Genomic DNA, 18,178 nt, shown 5'->3' with positions numbered 1-18,178 from the left:
GCTCCTCAGTACTCGGCGGCGTGGTCGACGGAAAAGCTGTACAGCCGCCGGGCGGAGCCGAACCGGCGGAAGGTCGTCGGGTCCTCGTCCCGGCCGGCCGCGGCCAGCAGCCCCGCCAGCTCGGCCAGGTGCTCCTCGCGCACCGGCTTCTCGACGCAGTCCGCGCCGAGAGAGCGGACGCGGCCGGCGACGTAGATCCTCGCCTCGTACAGCGAGTCACCGAGCGCGTCCCCGGCGTTCCCGCAGACCACGAGGCGCCCCGCCTGACCCATGAAGGCGCTCATGTGCCCGACGCTCCCGCCGACCACGATGTCCACTCCCTTCATCGAGATGCCGCAGCGGGCGGCGGCGTCGCCGTCGATGACGAGCAGACCGCCGTGGGCGGTCGCGCCCGCGGACTGCGAGGCGCTGCCGGTCACGTGCACCGACCCGGACATCATGTTCTCGGCCACCCCGACCCCGGCGTTCCCGTGCAGCCGGACGGTGGCGCTTTGGTTCATGCCCGCGCAGTAGTAGCCGGCGTGACCCTCGATGTCGACGACGACCTCGCGGCTCAGCCCGACGGCCAGGTTGTGCCGCCCATCGGGGTGCAGGACCCGCCACCGGCTGCCGTCTGGCGCCCGCTCAGGATCGTGCAGCGCGGCGTTCAGGTCACGGACCGGGGTGCTCGTCAGGTCGACCTCCGTCGCCGCCGGCAACGCGGTCGGGGTCAACGCTGCCACAGGTGGACCTCCTCGGGCTCGGGTTCGAACAGGCGGGCGTGCTCGATGCCGGGCAGGCCCGCCAGGTACCGGTACTCCGAGGCCATCGCCACCCAGCGGTCGGTCTCGGCGATGATCGCCGGTTTGCAGGCGATGGCGTCGCGGACGACGGCGAAGCTGTCGCCGGTGGTCACCAGCAGGGTGTAGAAACCGTCGAAGCGCTCGCACAGCAGGTGCAGCGCCTTCTCCAGGTCGGCCCCCTGGGCGAGGTGGTGGGCGAGGAACCGGGCGCCGACCTCGGAGTCGTTCTCGGAGTCGAACACGACGCCCTCGGCGCGCAGCTCGCGGCGGATCGTCGCGTGGTTGGCGAACGAGCCGTTGTGCACCAGGCACTGGTCAGGTCCCACCGAGTACGGGTGGCTACCGCTGGGGGTCACCGCAGACTCGGTGGCCATCCGCGTGTGGGCCACGCCCTGCCAGCCGCCGGCGCCAGCCAGACCGAAGGACGAGGCGAGCGCATCGGGGTGACCGGTGCCCTTGAGGACGACCAGCTGCCGACCGAGGCCGCTGACGACGACGTCGGGCACCGCGCTGCGCACGGCGGCCTCCAGCTCGGTCACGCCGCAGGAGGCGGTGACGGTCGACGTGGCGCCGGCGGCACGGACGGTCACCCCGCCGCCCGCGCCCTCGTCGCCGAGGACGGCGCCGACACGGGCGGCCAGCTGGGCGGGCGTCAGGCTCGCGTCGAGGACCGAGATGGTCGTCGTACCCGGCGGGGTGAGCCGCGGGTCGCCGTACAGGCCCACGCCGGCGGCGTCGGTCCCCCGTTCCGCGGCCTGGCACAGCATGCCCCCCAGCAGCCTTCCCAGCTGCGGGTACAGCTCCTCGTCACGCAGGTGCAGCCCGGAGATCCCACACACGCTCGGCCCTCCTCTCTCTTGCCGCAGCAGCGGACTCGTGGTGGACAGTGTCTCATAGCAGGAGACATCCATGGGTGCGTCAGCCCGAGAGCTTCGGCGCGACGCCTTCAGACGCCGAGGAGGTATCGGTCGACCTCCCAGCCGCTGACCTGCGCGTGCCAGGTGTAGAACTCCTCGCGCTTGAGCTCGGCGTAGTAGTCGGCCACCCCTGCGGTCGGGTCACCACCATCGAGCACTCCCCGCAGGACCGGGTCGGCCTCCAGGGCGGCGACGGCGTCCAGCAGGGTGCGCGGCAGCGGCGACGGTCCGGCGGCGCCCGGGGAACCCGGGTCGAGCCGACGGCGGACCCCGTCGGCGCCAGCGCCCAGCGCGGCGGCGATCGCCAGATGAGAGCTGGCCGATGCGTCGCCGGAACGCAGCTCGACGCGCTGGCTGTCGGGAACCCTGACCATGTGGGTGCGGTCGTTGCCGCCGTAGCTCGCCGTCCGCGGCGCCCAGGTCGCCCCCGACGCGGTCGTGATGGCCCCGGTGCGCTTGTAGGAGTTGACGGTCGGGGCGAGCAGGGCCGAGAGGGCCGGGGCGTGATCGAGCAGCCCGCCCACGAAGGCGTACGCCACCGGGGAGAGCCCGAGACCGTGGACGTCGGGCACGGCGTCGGCCGACGCCGCGGTGGGCATCAGCGAGCGGTCACCGTCCCACAGGGACAGGTGCAGGTGCAGGCCGCTGCCGGTGCGGTCGGCGAACGGCTTGGGCATGAAGGTCGCCACCATTCCGCGCTGCTCGGCGAGCACCTGCAGCAGGTAGCGCATCGTCACCACCCGGTCGGCGGTCACCAGAGCGTCGTCGTAGGCGAAGTTCTGCTCGAACTGGCCGTTGCCGTCCTCGTGGTCGCTGGCGTACGGAGCCCACCCCAGCTCCTCCATCGCGTCGCTGACCGCGGTGAGGTGGTCATACATCCGGGTCACCCCGCGAGCGTCGTAGCAGGGCTGGTCGGCGTCATCGGCCGCGTCGGCCGTGCGCAGCGCGCCGTCTGGTCCGCGCTGGAGCAAGAAGTACTCGACCTCCGCGCCGACCTTCAGCCCCAGGCCCTGTTCCGCGGCGGCGGCCACCGCCCGCCGGAGCACCACGCGAGGGGCGAAGGGGTGGGGGCTGCCCTCGACGTGAGGGTCGCAGTGGACCATGCCCAGACCGGGGCGCACGAAGGTGAGCGGGGTATAGGTCGAGACGTCAGGCACCGCGACGATGTCGGGATCACGCGGCAGCTGCCCCATCCCACCGGCCGCGTAACCGGCGAACCCGCAGCCCTCGGCCTCGAGGGCATCGGCGGCCGACACCGGCACGAGCTTGGAGCACGGCTTGCCGGTCAGCGTGGTGAACGTCGCCAGCAGGAACCGCACCCCGTCCGCGCGGGCCTGGCTGGCCAACGACTGAGTGCTGCCCGGCGCGACCGCGAGGGAGAGCCCCGACTCCACGGTCGTGGGGACGGTAGCGACGTCCGGCGCCGCGGGCTCGGTCATCGTCATGGTCCCCTTGCGTCTACTACGAGGTGATGGTGTCTCTCTGCAGTAGATCAGTCGGTCGAGGAGCGTGGGTTTCGAACGTGTGACACTTGCGCGACCTGGTCGGGCTGAGGAGCACCTCAGCCGACCATCAGACCTGCCGCGTCGTGGGTGGCGCGGCAGGCGAGGACCGTCAGCGCCACCGGCATCTGCCGCAGCTGGTCGGGACTGGCCGACCACGGATCGACGTCGACCGCGACCAGGTCGGCGCGCGCGCCGCAGCGCACGTGGCGCTGCCCGCGGGCTGAGGCCGCGAGGGCGTCGGCGACCGAGATCGCCTGCTCGGGATGCCAGGGAGCCAGGCCGTCGCGCGCGCGGCCTACCGCTGCGGCTAAGCCCCGCCACGGGTCGAGCGGGCTGACCGGGGCGTCCGAGCCGAGGGCGAGCCGGGCCCCGGCGTCCAGCAGGGACCGCAGCGGGAACGCACGGCCCGTCCGGCCGGCCCAGTGGACGTCGGCGACCCCGCGGTCGTCCATCGCGTGCTCGGGCTGGACGCTGGCCGTGACGCCGAGCGCGGCGAAGCGCGGCAGGTCCGTGTCGGTGACCAGCTGCGCGTGCTCGATGCGTCCCCCGCTGCCCAGAGCCTCGAAGACGTCCAGCGCAGCCGTGACGGCTCGGTCCCCGATGGCGTGCACCGCCGGTACGAGCCCGCCGGCGGTGGCGCGGAGCAGCAGCGCCAGCAGCTCCTCGGGCGGCACGGTCAGCTCGGCCACCGAGCCGTCGGGGTAGGGCTCGACGCAGCAGGCCGTACGGGTGTTCAGCGACCCGTCGATCAGCACCTTCAGCGGTCCGGCGCTGATCAGCCCCTCACCGCCGGCCACCGCGTCTCCGGTACGCAGCCGATCGGCCAGCGCCCGGTCGAGGTGGCCGGGATAGATGCCGACGTCCACGCGCAGCGACCGGGTGCCGGCGCCCACCCGGCGCACCCAGGAGCTCGCGTTCCACGCCATCTCGAGGTCGACGACGCCGACGACCCCGCGAGCGGCCGCCGCCTGGGCCGCCTGGTCGACCCAGACGTCCACCAGGGCGTCCGGCACCTCGTCGAGGCGGCGGCTGACGGCAAAGGCGGCCTCCTCTCGCAACAGGCCGTCCGTGGCGACGTCGAACAGCAGGGCGGCCGAGGTGCTCAGCCAGAGGCAGTGCAGGTCGGCGGAGACCAGGACGACGGGGGCGCCCCGTCCGGCCTCGTCCAGCAGGTCCGCGGCGGGCCGGTCGGGCCACAGCCCGTCCCGGAACCCGTAGCCGACCAACGGCTGGTCCGCCGAGGACGGCTCGACGTCCACCCGGGCCCGCACGAGCGCGGCGGCCTGCCGGGCGGTGGTGGCAGCGGAGACGTCCAGGCGCTGCCGCACCAGCGCCGCCTGGGTGAAGTGCACGTGCTCGTCCCACAGACCGGGCAGCAGCCAGCGGCCACCCAGGTCGACCACCCGGACCCCCGGGCCGCCCCCGACTCCGCCACCGACGCCGGTGACGAGACCGCCGTCCAGCAAGACGTCGCAGGGCTCCCCGGCTGGGCCGAGCCGGACCGCGCGGAGCAGCAGCGGCTCACCCACGAGGGTCCTCGGCACGCACGCGCCGCATCTCGGCGGCCAGCGCCGGGGCGGCGTACGGGCCACTGCCGCCGAGCTCGGCGATGACCCGCTGCACCACCTCCGGTGGCTTGTCCTGGCTGAGCTTGGCCTTGGTCGTGACCCGGGTCGGGGTGAGCCGGAGACCTACGGTGCCCGCGCTGATCCTCCTGGCGTAGGCGGCGTCGACGGGATCGGCCAGCAGGGGCCGCGGCGAGACGACGGGGAGCTCGAGGTGGTCGACCATCGCCGCCAGCGCCACCAGGTTCTGCTCCGCGCTCAGCACCTCGGGGACGCCGGCGAGGTGGGCGACGACGAAGTTCCACGTCGGGACGGCCGGCGAGGTGCCGTACCAGCTGGGCGAGACGTAGCCGTGCGGTCCGGCGACGATCACGAGCAGCTCACCGCTCCCCAGCCCGAGGACCTCCTCGTCGGGCCGGCCGACGTGGGTGAGCAACGACAGCTCCTCCCGGGTCTCGTCGAGCATCACCGGGTAGTGGGACGCGACCAGGCCGGCGGAGGTCGCCGCCACCAGCGTCGCCCACGGGTTCTCCCGGACCAGGCGTTTGAGGTCGGCCGGGTCCATCGCGTAGTCGGGGTTGGTGCGCACCTCAGGCCTGGCCGGCGGCGGCGAGAGCAGGAGCCGTGAGCGCCGGCCGGTCCGCGCGGAACAGCGACAGGTCCTCATCGCTCACGCCCGTGGTCGCCAGGTCGGCCAGCACCCGGCCGAACGTCGGCGTGAACTTGAACGCGTGGGCCGCGCCCAGGCCCAGCAGCAGGTCCGGGTGGCCGGGGACCGCGTCGATCACGAAGTCGCGGTCGGGGGTCAGCGTGTACTGGCACGTGACGGTACGCAGCGCCGGGCCGCTGCCGGGCACGGTCGCGGCCATGAACGCCCGCAGCTGCTCCAGCCGCTCGGGGTGCGGGACGAAGGTGCGCGCGTCGGGGTCGGTGAGCACCTCGGAGACGTCACGCGCGGCCTTGATCGTCGGCTCGCCGTAGGTCGGGAAGCCGTAGAAGCAGAAGTCCCCCTGCCAGATCCAGATAGGGAACTCACCCGGCGCGAAGTCGGCCGGTGAGTCCGGGGCGAAGTAGGTGACCTGCTCCTGCATCACCCGCAGCGGCACGGTGACGCCCAGCGGGGCCAGCAGCTTCGGGGTCCAGGCGTCGGTGCACAGGACGACGGTGCTGGCGTGCACGGGACCGGCAGCCGTGCTCAGCACCACCCCGTCACCGGCGGAGTCGTCCACCGCGCTGACCGGGCAGCGCGGACGCAGCTGAGCGCCGGCGACGCGAGCGTGCAGCTGCAGGGTCGCCACGGTGCGGTTGGCGTGCACGATGCCCGAGGACGGGTCGTAGACCGCGGTCACGTCCTCGGGGACGCGGAAGGCCGGGAAGCGGCGGGCGAGCGCCGCCTGGTCCAGCTCCTCGACGTCGCAGCCGACCGCGCGGAGACTGCCGAGGTAGTCACTCGCCGGCACCGGGCCGTCGGCGGGGCAGAACGTCAGACCGCCGGTGGGAGTGAGCAGGTGTTCGCCGGTGACGGTCTGCAGGTCGGCCCAGTCGCGGTAGGCGGCGTCGGCGAGCCGCACGTACTCGGGGCGCTCGTAGGCGCGGCGCACGATCCGCGAGGTGTCGTGCGAGGCGCCACGCACGTGGCCGAGCTCGAACTGCTCAAGACCCATCACGTCGACGCCTCGTCGCGCCAGCTGGTAGGTGGTGGCGCTGCCCAGGGCTCCCAGGCCCACCACGGCGACGTCGACGTGCTCCATGCGGTGTTCTCCTCGTGCTCGGTCTCGGGTGGAACAGGTCAGGGGGCGGGAACCGGTCACAGGACCCGGGCCAGGAACGAGCGGGTGCGCTCGTGCCGCGGATCGGTGAAGACCTGGTCGGGTGGGCCCGTCTCCACGACGACGCCGCCGTCCAGGAAGGCCACCGTGTCGGCGGCCTCGCGGGCGAAGCCGATCTCGTGCGTGACCACGACCATGGTCATGCCGTCGGCGGCCAGGCCGCGCATGACGTCCAGGACCTCACCGACCAGCTCGGGGTCCAGCGCGGAGGTCGGTTCGTCGAAGAGCATCAGCTTGGGCTTCATCGCGAGCGCCCGGGCGATGGCCACCCGCTGCTGCTGGCCCCCGGACAGCTGCCGTGGGTAGGCCTTCGCCTTGTCGGCCAGCCCCACCCGCTCGAGCAGGGCCAGCGAGCGCTCGCGCACCGGCCCGCTCTGCTCGCGACGCACCCGCAGCGGTGCCTCCATCAGGTTCTCCAGCACCGACAGGTGGGGGAAGAGGTTGAACTGCTGGAAGACCATGCCGATCTCGCTGCGCCGGTGGGCGATCTCGGAGTCGCGCAGCTCGTGCAGCTTGCCGCGGTGCTCGCGGTAGCCGACCAGCTCCCCGTCCACGCTGATCCAGCCCGCGTCGATCTGCTCGAGGTGGTTGATGCAGCGCAGGAAGGTCGACTTGCCCGACCCGGAGGGCCCGAGCAGGCACAGCACCTCACCCGGTGCGACGTCGAGGTCGACGCCCTTGATCACCTCGTGCGCGCCGTAGGACTTGTGCACCCCGCGGGCGACGACCATCTGCTGAGCGTCGGTCTGCGGCCGCGACCCGGCCGGCTGCGTGCGCTCGACGCCGCTCATCCGGCCCTCCCACGGCGGGTGGCGTCCCCGCGGCCGAGGCGGCGCTCCAAGAACCCCTGCCCGATGGTCAGCACGGTGGTCAAGGCCAGGTACCACAGGCTCGCCGCGATCAGCAGCGGGATGACCTCGTAGGTGCGGGAGTAGATGATCTGGGCCGCGTACAGCAGCTCCGGCAGCGAGATGACGCTGACCAGTGACGTCGTCTTCAGCATCGAGATCGTCTCGTTCCCGGTCGGCGGGATGATCACCCGCAGCGACTGGGGCAGCACGATCCGGGAGAACACCTGACGTCCGGTCATCCCGAGCGCCTGCGCGGCCTGGGTCTGGCCCGCGTCGACCGACTGCAGGCCGGCCCGCACGATCTCGGCCATGTACGCGGCCTCGTTGAGCCCCAGGCCGAGGATCGCCGCGACGAGCGGGGTGATCAAGGTGTTGACACTGCCCGAGGCCAGCACCGGACCGAACGGGACCTTCAGCGTCAGCACCGGGTAGAGCGCCGACAGGTTGAACCAGAAGATCAGCTGGACGAGCAGCGGCGTCCCGCGGAAGAGGCCGATGTAGAGGGCGGAGGCGCCGGAGACGACCGGGTTCTTCGAGTCGCGGCCGACCGCCAGCAGCACCCCCAGCACCAGCCCCACGACCATCGCGATGACGGTCAGGATCAGCGTGTTGCCCAGCCCGTTCAGGATGGAGTCGGTGAACAGGTAGCCGAAGACCACGTCCCACTGGTAGCGCTCGTTGGTGATGAGCGTCCGGACGAGCAGGAACAGCAGCAGCACGACGACACCCACGGCCACCCAGCGGCTGGGGTGGCGCAGCCGGACGACCTGCAGCGGCAGCGCGTTCGACGGCGCCGGCGCGGCCCGGACCTCAGCCACGGGAGACGGCCGGTTCCTTGATCGCCCCCGCGCTGACGCCCCACTCCTTCAAGATGTTGGCGTACGTGCCGTCGGCGATCAGCGCCGCCAGCGCCTTCTGCACCGCGGGGGCCAGCTCGGAGCCGTGGTCCATCGCGATGCCGTACGGGGCGGGTGAGTAGTTGGCGTCGAGCACCTCGAACTTGCCGTTCGACTGCTTGGCCACGTAGGCCAGCGGGCCGAAGTCGTCCATGGTGGCGTCGGCGCGGCCGCTGCTCACCGCGAGCGCGGCGGAGGGCTGGTCGGGATAGATGGCGACCTTGATCGCCGGCTGACCCGCGTCGGTGCACTTCTGGGAGAAGGTCGGCAGGTAGTCGGTGGCGTAGATGGTGCCCTTCTGCGCCGCGATGGTGTGCCCGCACATCGTGTCGAGCGTGAGGTCGAGGGGGTTGCCGCTGCCGAACATGATGGACGTGCCGCCCTGGAAGTAGCTGACGAAGTCGACCACCTTGTTGCGGGTGGGCGTGATCCCCATCGCCGCCGCGGCGACGTCGTAGCGGCCACCCTGCATGCCCGGGATGATCGCGTCGAACTTCAGCACCTTGAGGTCGGGCTTCAGCCCGAGGGTCTCCGCCACCGCGCTGACCAGCTCGGGATCGACGCCCTGGAGGGTCTTGTTGTCGGCGGCGTAGAACTCGAACGGCGGGTAGCCCTCGCCGGTGGCCACCGTCAGCGATCCCTTGGCCTTGACGTCGGCCGGCAGCAGCGCCGCCGCCTCGGGCACGACTGCGTGAGCGGTGTGCGCGGAGGCCGCAGCCGCTCCGCCGGAGCCGGCGGGTGCGCCCGGGGTGGCGCCGCTCGTGCCGTTGACGTCACCGCAGGCTCCCAGGAGCAGTGTGGCGGCGACGAGGGAGGTGGCGAGCAGCGTGGTGCGTCGGGTCGCGGTGGGCTTCGGCTGGGGCGTCATCCGGTTCACAGGTCCTCTTCCGTGGGGCGTGGGTTGACTACCGGGAGGCGGGCTCCCGGACGATTCGGCGGTGCAGGGGCGAACGTCGCTCTGGGTTGCTGCTCGGAAACGCTTGGCGTGGGCTGTCATCTCAGGGCTTCGGGTCCTGACGGGCGGTCAGGCGGCCGCCGGGACGAGGGCGGCTCGGCTGGTCTCGTGCAGCGCGCGACCGGTGGTCTCGGGAGCCATCACCTGGGACACGACCCCGCCGACCACGCAGACCGCGGCAGCGATCAGCATGCACGGACCCGTCCCGAGCGAGGTGATGCCAAGGGGCAGCAGGAAGGTCCCCGCAGCGGCGGCCACGCGGCTGAACGCCGCCGAGACGCCCACGCCGCTGCTGCGGACCTCGGTCGGCAGGATCTCGATCGGGTAGACGGCCGTGAGGTTTCCTTGCAGCGCGTTGAAGAAGGAGAACACGCCGAAGGCCAGCACGATCAGCACCGACGGAGCGCCGCTCCACAACCCGATCAGCGCCAAGGCGACCGCCATCACCCAGAAGGACGGGATCAGCTGGACGCGGCGGCCCACGCGCTCGATCGTCAACATCCCCACCAGAGCGCCGAGGGCGGCGGTCGCGTTCAGCGCGATGGTGCCGGCCGCCGGGTTCGACAGCCGCAGCGACTCCAGGACGGTGGGAGCGAAGGTGAAGATCGCGAAGTAGGGCGCGACGTTGCAGGCCCAGAACACGCAGATGAAGATCAGCCGACGCCGGTTACTGCCCCGGAGCAGAGCCCGCAGGCCGCCGTCGGCCCGGCTCTCGGCGCCGAACTGCTCCCGCGCGTAGTAGCCGGCCCCCAGTCGGTCGTCGACGATCTGCTCGGCCAGGTCGGCACGACCGCGGCTGATCAGCCAGCGCGGCGACTCCGGCATACCGACGCGGAGGACCATCGTCACCAGGGCGGGCACCGCACTGGTGACCAGCACCCAGCGCCACGACAGGCCGGCGGCGCTGATCAGCAGGTAGGACAGCACGACCGCGGCGAGGTAGCCCACGTACCAGCTCACGAGCAGGGCCGAGAGCCGTCGACCACGACCGCGGGCCGGGGCGAACTCGGCCAGCATCGCGGCCCCGATCGCGTACTCGGCGCCGATGGTCACCCCGAGCAGGATCCGTACCGCCAACAGCTGCCAGGGCTCGGTGACGACCGCCTGCAGGGCGCCGAGGACGACGAACAGCACCAGGTCGATGCTGAACATCAGCCGTCGACCGTACCGGTCGGTCAGGAAGCCCGCGAGCGGGCTGCCGAAGAAGATGCCGATCAGGGACGACGCGCCGATCAGACCCGTCTGGACCGGGGTGGTGTGCAGCGCGGCGGCGATGAACGGCAGGGTCACGCTCACCACCCCGAGGTCGAAGCCGTCGACCCCCTCACCCCACGCACAGGCCAAGGTCATCCGCCGCAGGAAACCCGACTTGGCTCGATCAGGAGTGGTGGTGGCGCTCACGTGAGGTCCCTTCGGCTAGAGGAGGCAGTGCTCGAGGGCCAACACGGCGAGCGCGCGGGCCGTGGTGAGGACGTCGTCGATCGGGACCCGTTCGCGAGGGCCGTGAGCCAGTCCTGCGTCTCCCGGGCCGTAGTGCACCGTCGGTACCCCGCCGAGCCCGCTCATCAGTCGTAGGTCGCTGCCGTAGGGAGCGCCCCACTCCTCCTGGGGACGCGCCGACACCGACCGATGAGCTCGACGGACTGCCCCGGCGATGGTGGCGTCCACCTGGGTCTCACCCGGCGCGAACTGACCACCCCACCACTCGACCTCCACGGGGTGCTCTCGCAGCCACGGGTCGGCCGCGTTCACCTCGGCAACGGTCGCCAGGAACGCAGCCCGTGCCTCATCCATCTCCTCGCCGAGGGCGACGCCGTAACGACCCTCGGCGACCAGGACGTCGGGCACCGACGAGGACCAGTTCCCGGCCCGGACGCGTCCGACCTCCAGCGGGTAGGCGATGTCCCACCGTTGCAGCCGCGGGTCGACGTCGGCATTCCGGCGCCGCTCCAGCGTGCGCAACGCGGGCAGCACCAGCTGGAACTTCTCGACAGCGCTGACCCCGCTGGTACGTCGGGACGCGTGCGAGGCCAGGCCCGTGATGGTCAGCCGGAACGTGAGAGACCCGGCGTTCGCCGTCACCAGGTCGAGCGAGGTGGGTTCGGGGATGACGCAGGCGTCCGCGGTCCAGCCCCGGCGCAGCGTGGCGAACGTGCCCAACCCGCCGTCCTCCTCGCCCTGCACGCAGGCGACCAGCAGGTCACCTTGCAGTGGTACCCGGAGCTCCGCCAGGGCCCGGGCGGCCCACAGGGCGGCCACGAGCCCACCCTTCATGTCGCACGCACCGCGACCCCAGACGTGCCGGGCGTCGACGTGACCGCCGAACGGGTCGTGCCCGGCCCAGGTACTGGGGTGCCCCGCGGGGACCACGTCCACGTGGGCGTTCAGCATCAGCGAGGGTGCGGCGCCCGGACGTCGCCCCGGTAGCCGGCCCACCAGTCCCCACGCCTCCGAGCGCACGGTCTCCACCCCGGGGAAGGACGGCGCCGCCAGCGTCTCGGGCAGCGGCACCGACCAGTGGTCGACCTCGAGGGCGGCCCGCTCGAGGTGCCCGGCGAGGTGGGCCTGGATGTCGTTCTCCGCATCCGACCCCGACACGCTGGGGATCCGGACCAGCTCCGCGAGGAGCTGGACGACGTCAGCCGCGTGCAGGTCCAGGTGGTCCAGCACCCGGCTCCGCCACATCTCCGCGTTCGCCGAGCGCGTGTCGGGCTCGAGCCGGGCTGGCGTGGTCATGAGAAGACCGACTCACTGCTCTCGGCGCCACCGCGGTGGCGCGGGATCGTGTCGGCCCAGACGCTGACACACTGCTCGTCCCCGACGACCTCGAAGGTGTGGGGCTGCTCGCTGTCGAACCACAGCGCGTCGCCGGGCCCGAGCCGGTACGTCGACCCAGCCACGTGCACCACCAGCTCACCCTCGATCACGAGACCGCACTCCTCGCCCGCATGTCCGACCGCTTCGCGGACCACGCCCTCGCCGGGCTGGAGGTACAGCAGGAACAGGTCCATGTTGCGCGTGTTGCTCCGCGCCAGGGCCTCGTACCGGGCCCGGTCGTAGGTGACGACCGTCCGATCCTCCACCCGCGTGAGATCAACCGACTCCTTCGGCTCCGAGGCGAAGAAGTCGAAGAGCGACGCGTCGAGTGCTCGGCCGAGCTGCCACAGCGTGCCGAGCGACGGCTCGGCCCGACCCGTCTCGAACTGGCTCAACGCCGACGCGGACACCCCCACCCGTCGGCTCAGCTCCGCCAACGACAGCCCCTGTTGGCGACGCAGGTCGCGGAGCAGCTGGCCCAACGCCCGGCGTACGCCAGCATCGAGAGCAGCCACGACACCTCCGTTTTCGACCCGCCCGACGACGACCAGCCCTACTTCACAGGTAAAGTAGCACTTAACACCGCTGATCTTGGCCGCCAAAGCAGCCGGGGTGTTACGTCGGCGTAAAACCCACGCTTCAGGTGGCACGCACGCAGCCAGGACTGGTTCGCGTACCACCGTGCGCGGCCGGCGAGACGCGGCGAGATGAGCGCGGCACCGTGCCTCGCCTGCACGGGCCGACCACAGCCGTCGGCGCCCAGCCGGTAGGCACCACCGCTCGTAGGAGCTCGCTCCGACAGCGAACGACTCATCTGGCACCTGCTCGACGATGCGGTGACGTCCTCACCCAAGACCAGCCGGTGGCCGTCGCCGCGCCGCTCCTCACGTCCTGAGACGAACAATGGCGACGGGGTTCTTGACGCACCCGGGAGCCTGATGGACACGGGCAGCCGCGGGGTGCTCGGCGCTCGAGGCTAGAGAGCGCTCGACTCGTCGAGCCGGTGGTAGGCGCGGTCGAGGTAGACCAACGGATCCGATCCCTCGGCGCCGCCGGTTGCGTCCACGCGCACCGCGACCAGGTAGGACGCGCCGATCCGGACGCGTTCCACTACCGTGGCGCGTAACCAGGAGGCGGCGTCGGTGATCACCGGCTCACCGGTCGGCAGCCGGTGCCAGCCGCCTGCGGCGAAGCGGTCGATACCGCGCGTCGCGAACCGGGCCGACAGATCAGCCTGAGCGGCCGACAGCAGGCTGATCACCACGGTGTCCGCGGCGGCCAGCCCCGGCCACGACGAGGAGCTCTCCTGTACCGAGAAGGCCACGATCGGGGGCGCAGCCGACACCGAGATGACCGAGGTGGCTGAGAACCCGAACGGACGCTCGCCCACCCACCCCGCGATCACCGCCACACCAGCCGGGTGGCGTCGGAAGACCGCCGTGAACTCCGCGGGCGTGACCGACTGCTCCGCGGCACCGCAGGCCGCCAGCTCCGACCTCACGGTCGAGGTCATGCGAACGCCTCCTCCCTTTCCTCCGCCTGGTCCGCCGGGCTCGCGGACGCTTTCCTTCGCGTCGCGGTGTAGCGGTTCTCCGGGACGGTCAGACCCAGGTTGCCGCGCAGCGTGGTGGCCTCGTACGTCGTCCTGAAGACCCCCTTCGCCCGCAGCCGCGGCACCACGTGCTCGACGAACTCCTCCAGCTGCTCGGTCAGCCGGAACGACACGTTCAGACCGTCGAGGGCACCGGCGGTGAACCACTCCTCGATCGTGTCCGCGACGGTGTCGGCGGTGCCGGCAAAGGGGTTGCCGCGGTACTGGCTGAACCGCTCGACGGTCTGACGGAGCGTGAGCCGCTCCTCCCGGGCCACCCGCTTGATCTCCTTCACCCGGTCCCCTCGGCTGTTGTCGCCGGTCGTGCCGAGGTCGGGGAACGGGGCGTCGGGGTCCAGCACCGCGAAGTCGATGCCGAACGGACGGGCGAACCCTTCCAGCTTGCGCTCGAAGTCGTTGTCGGACTCCCACTGCTCCCGGTCCAGCGCCCGCGCGGCGTCGTCGGTCGCCCCGAGCACCGGGTGGCCACCGGGAAAAATCCGCAGCTGCTCCGGGTCGCGGCCCTTCTCGGCGATCCGCCGACGGATGTCGCGGCCGAACGCGACGCCCTCGGCGATCGACCCGGCGTGGGTGTAGATGCCCTCAGCCACCTCACCGGCGAAGTTGCGTCCCTGCTCGGAGACGCCGGCCTGGAAGATCACCGGCTGACCCTGAGGTGACCGGGACACGTTGAGCGGACCGGCGACCTTGAAGAACTCACCGTCATGGTCGAGGGCGTGCAGCTTGTCGGGGTCGAGGAAGCGGCCGGCCGACACGTCGGCGACGAACGCGTCGTCCTCGTAGGAGTCCCACAGCCCCTGCGCCACCCGGACGAACTCCAGGGCTCGGGCGTAGCGGGTGTCGTAGTCGTAGTGCTCGTCGAGTCCGAAGTTCCCGGCGACGCCGGGGTCGAACGAGGTGACCACGTTCCAACCGGCCCGGCCGTGGCTGATGTGGTCCAGGGAGGCGAGCCGCCGGGCGAGGTTGAACGGCGAGTTGTACGACGAGGTCGCGGTGGCGACCAGCCCGATGTTGGTGGTCGCCACCGCCAGCGCTGAGAGCAGGGTGAGCGGCTCGAGGCGGTTGAGGTAGTGCGGCGGGTAGGTGGCGTTGATGTACTGGCTGTCGACCACGAAGATCAGGTCGAACGTGCCCGCTTCGGCAATCCGCGCGTTGGCGATGTACCAGTCGATGTCGGTGCTGGCGTCCTTCGGGACGCGCGGGTCCTTCCACAGGTTGCGCTGCCCGGGTCCGCCGACGCCGTACAGGGCCAAGGCGAGGTGGAGCTTACGGTCGGTCATGAGATCAGCCGCCTTCTCGATGGGGGTGGAGTTCGGGGTGAGGTCTGAGGGGTTGGCTCGAGGTCGCCACGGGCAGCGAGGTGCCGGTTCACCGGGACCGCCAGCTCGAGGTGGTCACGCAGCGTGGCGCCGAGGTAGCCGTCGCGGACGACGCCGCGGGCCACGAGCTCAGGGACGACCTCGGCGGTGAACCGGTCGAAGTCCCCCGGGTGGTGGACGAAGACGTTGAACCCGTCGGCGGCTCCGGCGACGTACCACCCCTCGAGCTCGTCGGCGATGGTGCGTGGCGAGCCGACGAAGGTGGCCCAGTGCGGGTCGGTCAGGCTCAGCAGCAGCTCGCGCAGGGTGAGACCCCGCTCGACGGCGTCCTGCGCCACGGCGGCGGCGCCGCTGAGCGCCCCGCCCGCGGTCGACGCGTCCACCAGCGGGAACGGGGCGTCGAGGTCGTAGCGCGCGAAGTCGTGGCCGCCGAAGGTCCGGCGCAGCTGGAACAGCGGCACGGCGAGGTCGATCCCGGCTCGCCGTTCGGCGGCGATCTGCTGCGCCTGCTCGTCGGTGTCGGCGATCACGATCGAGGCCGCCGGCAGGATGATCACCTCCTCCGGGCTCCGGCCGTACGCCGCGAGTAGGCCGCGGACGTCGTCGGCGAAGTCCTTGCCCTCGGCGGCGTCGCGGCAGAAGTTGAAGATCACCTCACCGACCCGCGCGCTCAGCTCGCGTCCGGGCTCCGACGCCCCGGCCTGCACCAGCACCGGACGGCCCTGCCGGGAGGCGACCAGGTTCAGCGGGCCGCCGACGGTGTAGAACTCCCCGACGTGGTCGAGCCGGTGCTGCTTGGCCGGGTCCAGGAAGCGGGGTGCTGTCCTGTCGGTGCTGAACGCGTCCGGCTCGTAGGACTCCCACAGCCCGGTCACCACCTCGACGTTCTCCTGGGCGCGGCGGTAGCGGGTCGGGTAGTCCTCGTGCGCGGCGCGGCCGAAGTTGCCGGCGGTGCCGGGGTCGATGCTGGTGACGATGTTCCAGCCGGCGCGGCCACGGCTGATCAGGTCCAGCGAGCCGACCTTGCGGGCGATGTCCCACGGCTCCGCGTAGGTCGTGCTGACCGTGGCCACCAGCCCGATCCGGTCCGTCCGGGCCGCCAGGGCCGAGAGCAGGGTGAGCGGCTCCAGCCGGTTCAGGTGGTGGTGCGGATAGTCGGGCTCGACGTACTGGCTGTCGACCAGGAAGACGAAGTCGAAGCCCGCCGCCTCCGCCTGCCGGGCCTGCCGGGTGTACCAGTCCAGGTCCACGCTGGCGTCGGTCGGGACCGCGGGGTCGCGCCAGAGGTTGGGCACACCGCCGTCCCCGACCCCGACCAGGACGGCGCCGAGCTTCAGGCTCCGACGGGTCATCGGTCCGCCGACCCGACCCCGGCCAGCTCGCGCTGAACCGGAGCGAGGTCGTCCGCCGCAGCCGGGACGCGGCCGTAGACCAGGTCGAGCAGCGCGCCGGCCTCGCTCTCGGAGCCGGCTACGGTCCCCTCACCCCGCCACGCCACGTGCAGGTCGGGCCGGACGAGCGCGTAGTCGCGGCCGTACACGGCTCGGGCGTCCGCGTCGGCGAGGTGGATCACCTCCAGCTCGATCCCCCGCTCGCGCGCCGCCGTCAGGAAGGGCGCCACCGCCGCCTGGTCCTGGCCGAGCACCAGCAGGGCCAGGTGCGAGCCCAACCGGTCGTAGAGCGTGCCGCCGTACGGGTCGATGTAGCCGTTCGGGGCCCGGTGTCCCGGGGCGCCGGTCGGTGCGTAGGCGAACGGACTCCACGGCGGGTCTGCCTGGTGCTGCCCCGGCTCGTAGGCGACCACCGGCGAGGCGTCGTACCGCTCGTCGAAGGTGACCCCCGGGGTCGGACCCTCGCCGTCGAGCAGTCGGCCGATCTCCACCCGCCGTGCGTCGGCGGCCTCGCTGGTGTCGTCATCAGCCGGCACCCCGCCGGCGCGGATCCGCCGGACCGCCTGCTCGGCGGCCTCCGCCCGCTGCAGCGCGTGGTCGGCGACCCGCCAGTTGTGCGGGCGCCGCTCGGCGTCGTAGGAGTCGAGCAGCGCCTCGCCCGCGTCGCCGCGGAGCGTCGCCGCCAGCTTCCAGCCGAGGTTGGCGATGTCCCCGAAGCCTTCGCCGAGGTTCCCGCCCGGCGTGCGGACGTGCGCGGCGTCGCCGACCAGCAGCACACGACCGCGACGGAAAGCCTGGGCGATCCGGGTGCTCTTGAAGTACGGCGTCGCGCTGACCACGTCGAGGTCGACGTCGAACCCGAACGCCGAGCGGCCGAGCGCCCGCAGCTCCTCCTCGGTCGGCTGCTCCCCCAGCGCGTACGGTCCGGCGTACGCCCGCCAGTGGGTCTCGTCCAGCGCCGCCAGGAAGCCGGCGTACGTCTCGTTGACGATCACGTTGGTGCCACTGGGCTGGGGGCCGAGCACGGCTGAGGTGTCGGACCGGGTGCGGACCACGAACCGGAAGTGCCGCTCGGTCGCGTACGCCCCGTCCCGCTCGATCCCGGCGGCCCGACGCACGAAGCTGCGACCGCCGTCGGCGCCGACCAGGTAGCGGGAGTGGATCTTCCGGGTGCGCCCGGTCTGGGTGTGCTCCACGGTGAGGACGACCCGGTCGGCGTCCTCGGCCAGACCGGTCGCGCGCCACCCGCCGGCGACCGCGACCCCGCGCTCGGCGAGCCGCTCCAGGAAGACCTTCTGCAGCACGGTCTGGGGCCGGCGGATACCGGTCTCGGTGCCGCCACGGACGCCCCGGGGGTCGGAGGTGAACGAGCGGTGCCGCGTCCCGGCGAGCTCGTGACCGGCCAGCGAGGTGAGCACCAGGTGTCCCCGGTCCCACTCCGGCGGGATCGTCCACTCGTCACGGATGCGCTGCAGGAGCCCCCAGCGGCGGAACAGCTCGACCACGCGGGCCGAGTGCCCCATGGCCCCGGCCCGGACCAGGGAGGCCTGGGTCGCGCCGTCGACCACGGCGACGGACACGCCGTGCCGTTCCAGCTCGACGGCGGTTCCCAGTCCGGCCGGACCGGCCCCGACGACCAGCACGTCGACGATCTCGGGCGGTTCGTCGGTGGGGAACCGGACCACGTCGACGACACGGCGGCCGGTGGGCACGGCGGGTGGGTCAGAGGCGGCAGGCAC

At 72.2% G+C, this 18,178-nt stretch carries 16 protein-coding genes; all 16 read right to left on the bottom strand.

Annotated features, from left to right (window positions below; all coding sequences use genetic code 11):
• Positions 1-5: 5 nt before the first annotated feature.
• Positions 6-722 (bottom strand): hypothetical protein, encoded by a 717-nt coding sequence (locus ACFE76_RS15115; protein WP_375432593.1) that lies wholly within the window; start codon positions 720-722, stop codon positions 6-8.
• Positions 710-1,621, bottom strand: coding sequence for a hypothetical protein (locus ACFE76_RS15110; RefSeq protein WP_375432592.1), 912 nt, complete (start codon positions 1,619-1,621; stop codon positions 710-712). The genes ACFE76_RS15115 and ACFE76_RS15110 overlap by 13 nt, the downstream gene beginning before the upstream one ends.
• 107 nt (positions 1,622-1,728) lie before the next feature.
• Positions 1,729-3,138: a type III glutamate--ammonia ligase gene (gene glnT / locus ACFE76_RS15105; RefSeq protein ID WP_375432591.1), complete on the bottom strand. Its 1,410-nt coding sequence runs from the start codon at positions 3,136-3,138 to the stop codon at positions 1,729-1,731.
• Positions 3,139-3,260: 122 nt separating this feature from the next.
• Positions 3,261-4,733 (bottom strand): amidohydrolase, encoded by a 1,473-nt coding sequence (locus tag ACFE76_RS15100; RefSeq protein WP_375432590.1) that lies wholly within the window; start codon positions 4,731-4,733, stop codon positions 3,261-3,263.
• Complete coding sequence (locus ACFE76_RS15095; protein WP_375432589.1) at positions 4,726-5,358, bottom strand: FMN-binding negative transcriptional regulator; 633 nt, start codon at positions 5,356-5,358, stop codon at positions 4,726-4,728. The genes ACFE76_RS15100 and ACFE76_RS15095 overlap by 8 nt, the downstream gene beginning before the upstream one ends.
• 1 nt (position 5,359) lies before the next feature.
• A complete protein-coding gene (gene solA / locus ACFE76_RS15090) occupies positions 5,360-6,520 on the bottom strand; it encodes an N-methyl-L-tryptophan oxidase (protein ID WP_375432588.1) in 1,161 nt (386 codons plus the stop codon).
• A 56-nt stretch (positions 6,521-6,576) separates the two neighbouring features.
• The gene (locus tag ACFE76_RS15085) at positions 6,577-7,329 is read right to left on the bottom strand and encodes an amino acid ABC transporter ATP-binding protein (RefSeq protein ID WP_375432611.1); all 753 of its coding nucleotides are present in this window, start codon (positions 7,327-7,329) and stop codon (positions 6,577-6,579) included.
• A 56-nt stretch (positions 7,330-7,385) separates the two neighbouring features.
• Complete coding sequence (locus ACFE76_RS15080) at positions 7,386-8,267, bottom strand: amino acid ABC transporter permease (protein WP_375432587.1); 882 nt, start codon at positions 8,265-8,267, stop codon at positions 7,386-7,388.
• Positions 8,260-9,213, bottom strand: a complete 954-nt coding sequence (locus ACFE76_RS15075) for an ABC transporter substrate-binding protein (protein WP_375432586.1) — start codon at positions 9,211-9,213, stop codon at positions 8,260-8,262. Before ACFE76_RS15075 ends, ACFE76_RS15080 begins: the two co-directional genes overlap by 8 nt.
• Positions 9,214-9,369: 156 nt before the next feature.
• On the bottom strand, positions 9,370-10,701 hold the full coding sequence (locus ACFE76_RS15070) for an MFS transporter (protein WP_375432585.1): 1,332 nt from the start codon (positions 10,699-10,701) through the stop codon (positions 9,370-9,372).
• A gap of 15 nt (positions 10,702-10,716) precedes the next feature.
• Positions 10,717-12,036 carry an ArgE/DapE family deacylase gene (locus ACFE76_RS15065; protein WP_375432584.1) on the bottom strand — a complete coding sequence of 440 codons (1,320 nt, stop codon included), beginning with the start codon at positions 12,034-12,036 and terminating at the stop codon, positions 10,717-10,719.
• The gene (locus tag ACFE76_RS15060) at positions 12,033-12,632 is read right to left on the bottom strand and encodes a cupin domain-containing protein (RefSeq protein ID WP_375432583.1); all 600 of its coding nucleotides are present in this window, start codon (positions 12,630-12,632) and stop codon (positions 12,033-12,035) included. Before ACFE76_RS15060 ends, ACFE76_RS15065 begins: the two co-directional genes overlap by 4 nt.
• 461 nt (positions 12,633-13,093) lie before the next feature.
• Positions 13,094-13,630 (bottom strand): flavin reductase family protein, encoded by a 537-nt coding sequence (locus tag ACFE76_RS15055; RefSeq protein WP_375432582.1) that lies wholly within the window; start codon positions 13,628-13,630, stop codon positions 13,094-13,096.
• Complete coding sequence (locus ACFE76_RS15050; protein ID WP_375432581.1) at positions 13,627-15,009, bottom strand: LLM class flavin-dependent oxidoreductase; 1,383 nt, start codon at positions 15,007-15,009, stop codon at positions 13,627-13,629. The genes ACFE76_RS15055 and ACFE76_RS15050 overlap by 4 nt, the downstream gene beginning before the upstream one ends.
• Positions 15,006-16,400 carry an NtaA/DmoA family FMN-dependent monooxygenase gene (locus tag ACFE76_RS15045; RefSeq protein WP_375432580.1) on the bottom strand — a complete coding sequence of 465 codons (1,395 nt, stop codon included), beginning with the start codon at positions 16,398-16,400 and terminating at the stop codon, positions 15,006-15,008. Before ACFE76_RS15045 ends, ACFE76_RS15050 begins: the two co-directional genes overlap by 4 nt.
• Positions 16,397-18,178 carry an FAD-dependent monooxygenase gene (locus ACFE76_RS15040; protein ID WP_375432579.1) on the bottom strand — a complete coding sequence of 594 codons (1,782 nt, stop codon included), beginning with the start codon at positions 18,176-18,178 and terminating at the stop codon, positions 16,397-16,399. Before ACFE76_RS15040 ends, ACFE76_RS15045 begins: the two co-directional genes overlap by 4 nt.

This window comes from uncultured Friedmanniella sp., from assembly GCF_964244005.1.
In the GTDB taxonomy this organism is placed as follows: Bacteria; Actinomycetota; Actinomycetes; order Propionibacteriales; family Propionibacteriaceae; genus Microlunatus.
Note: the sequence above shows the minus strand (reverse complement) of the source record. Positions and strands in the feature narration are given on the sequence as shown.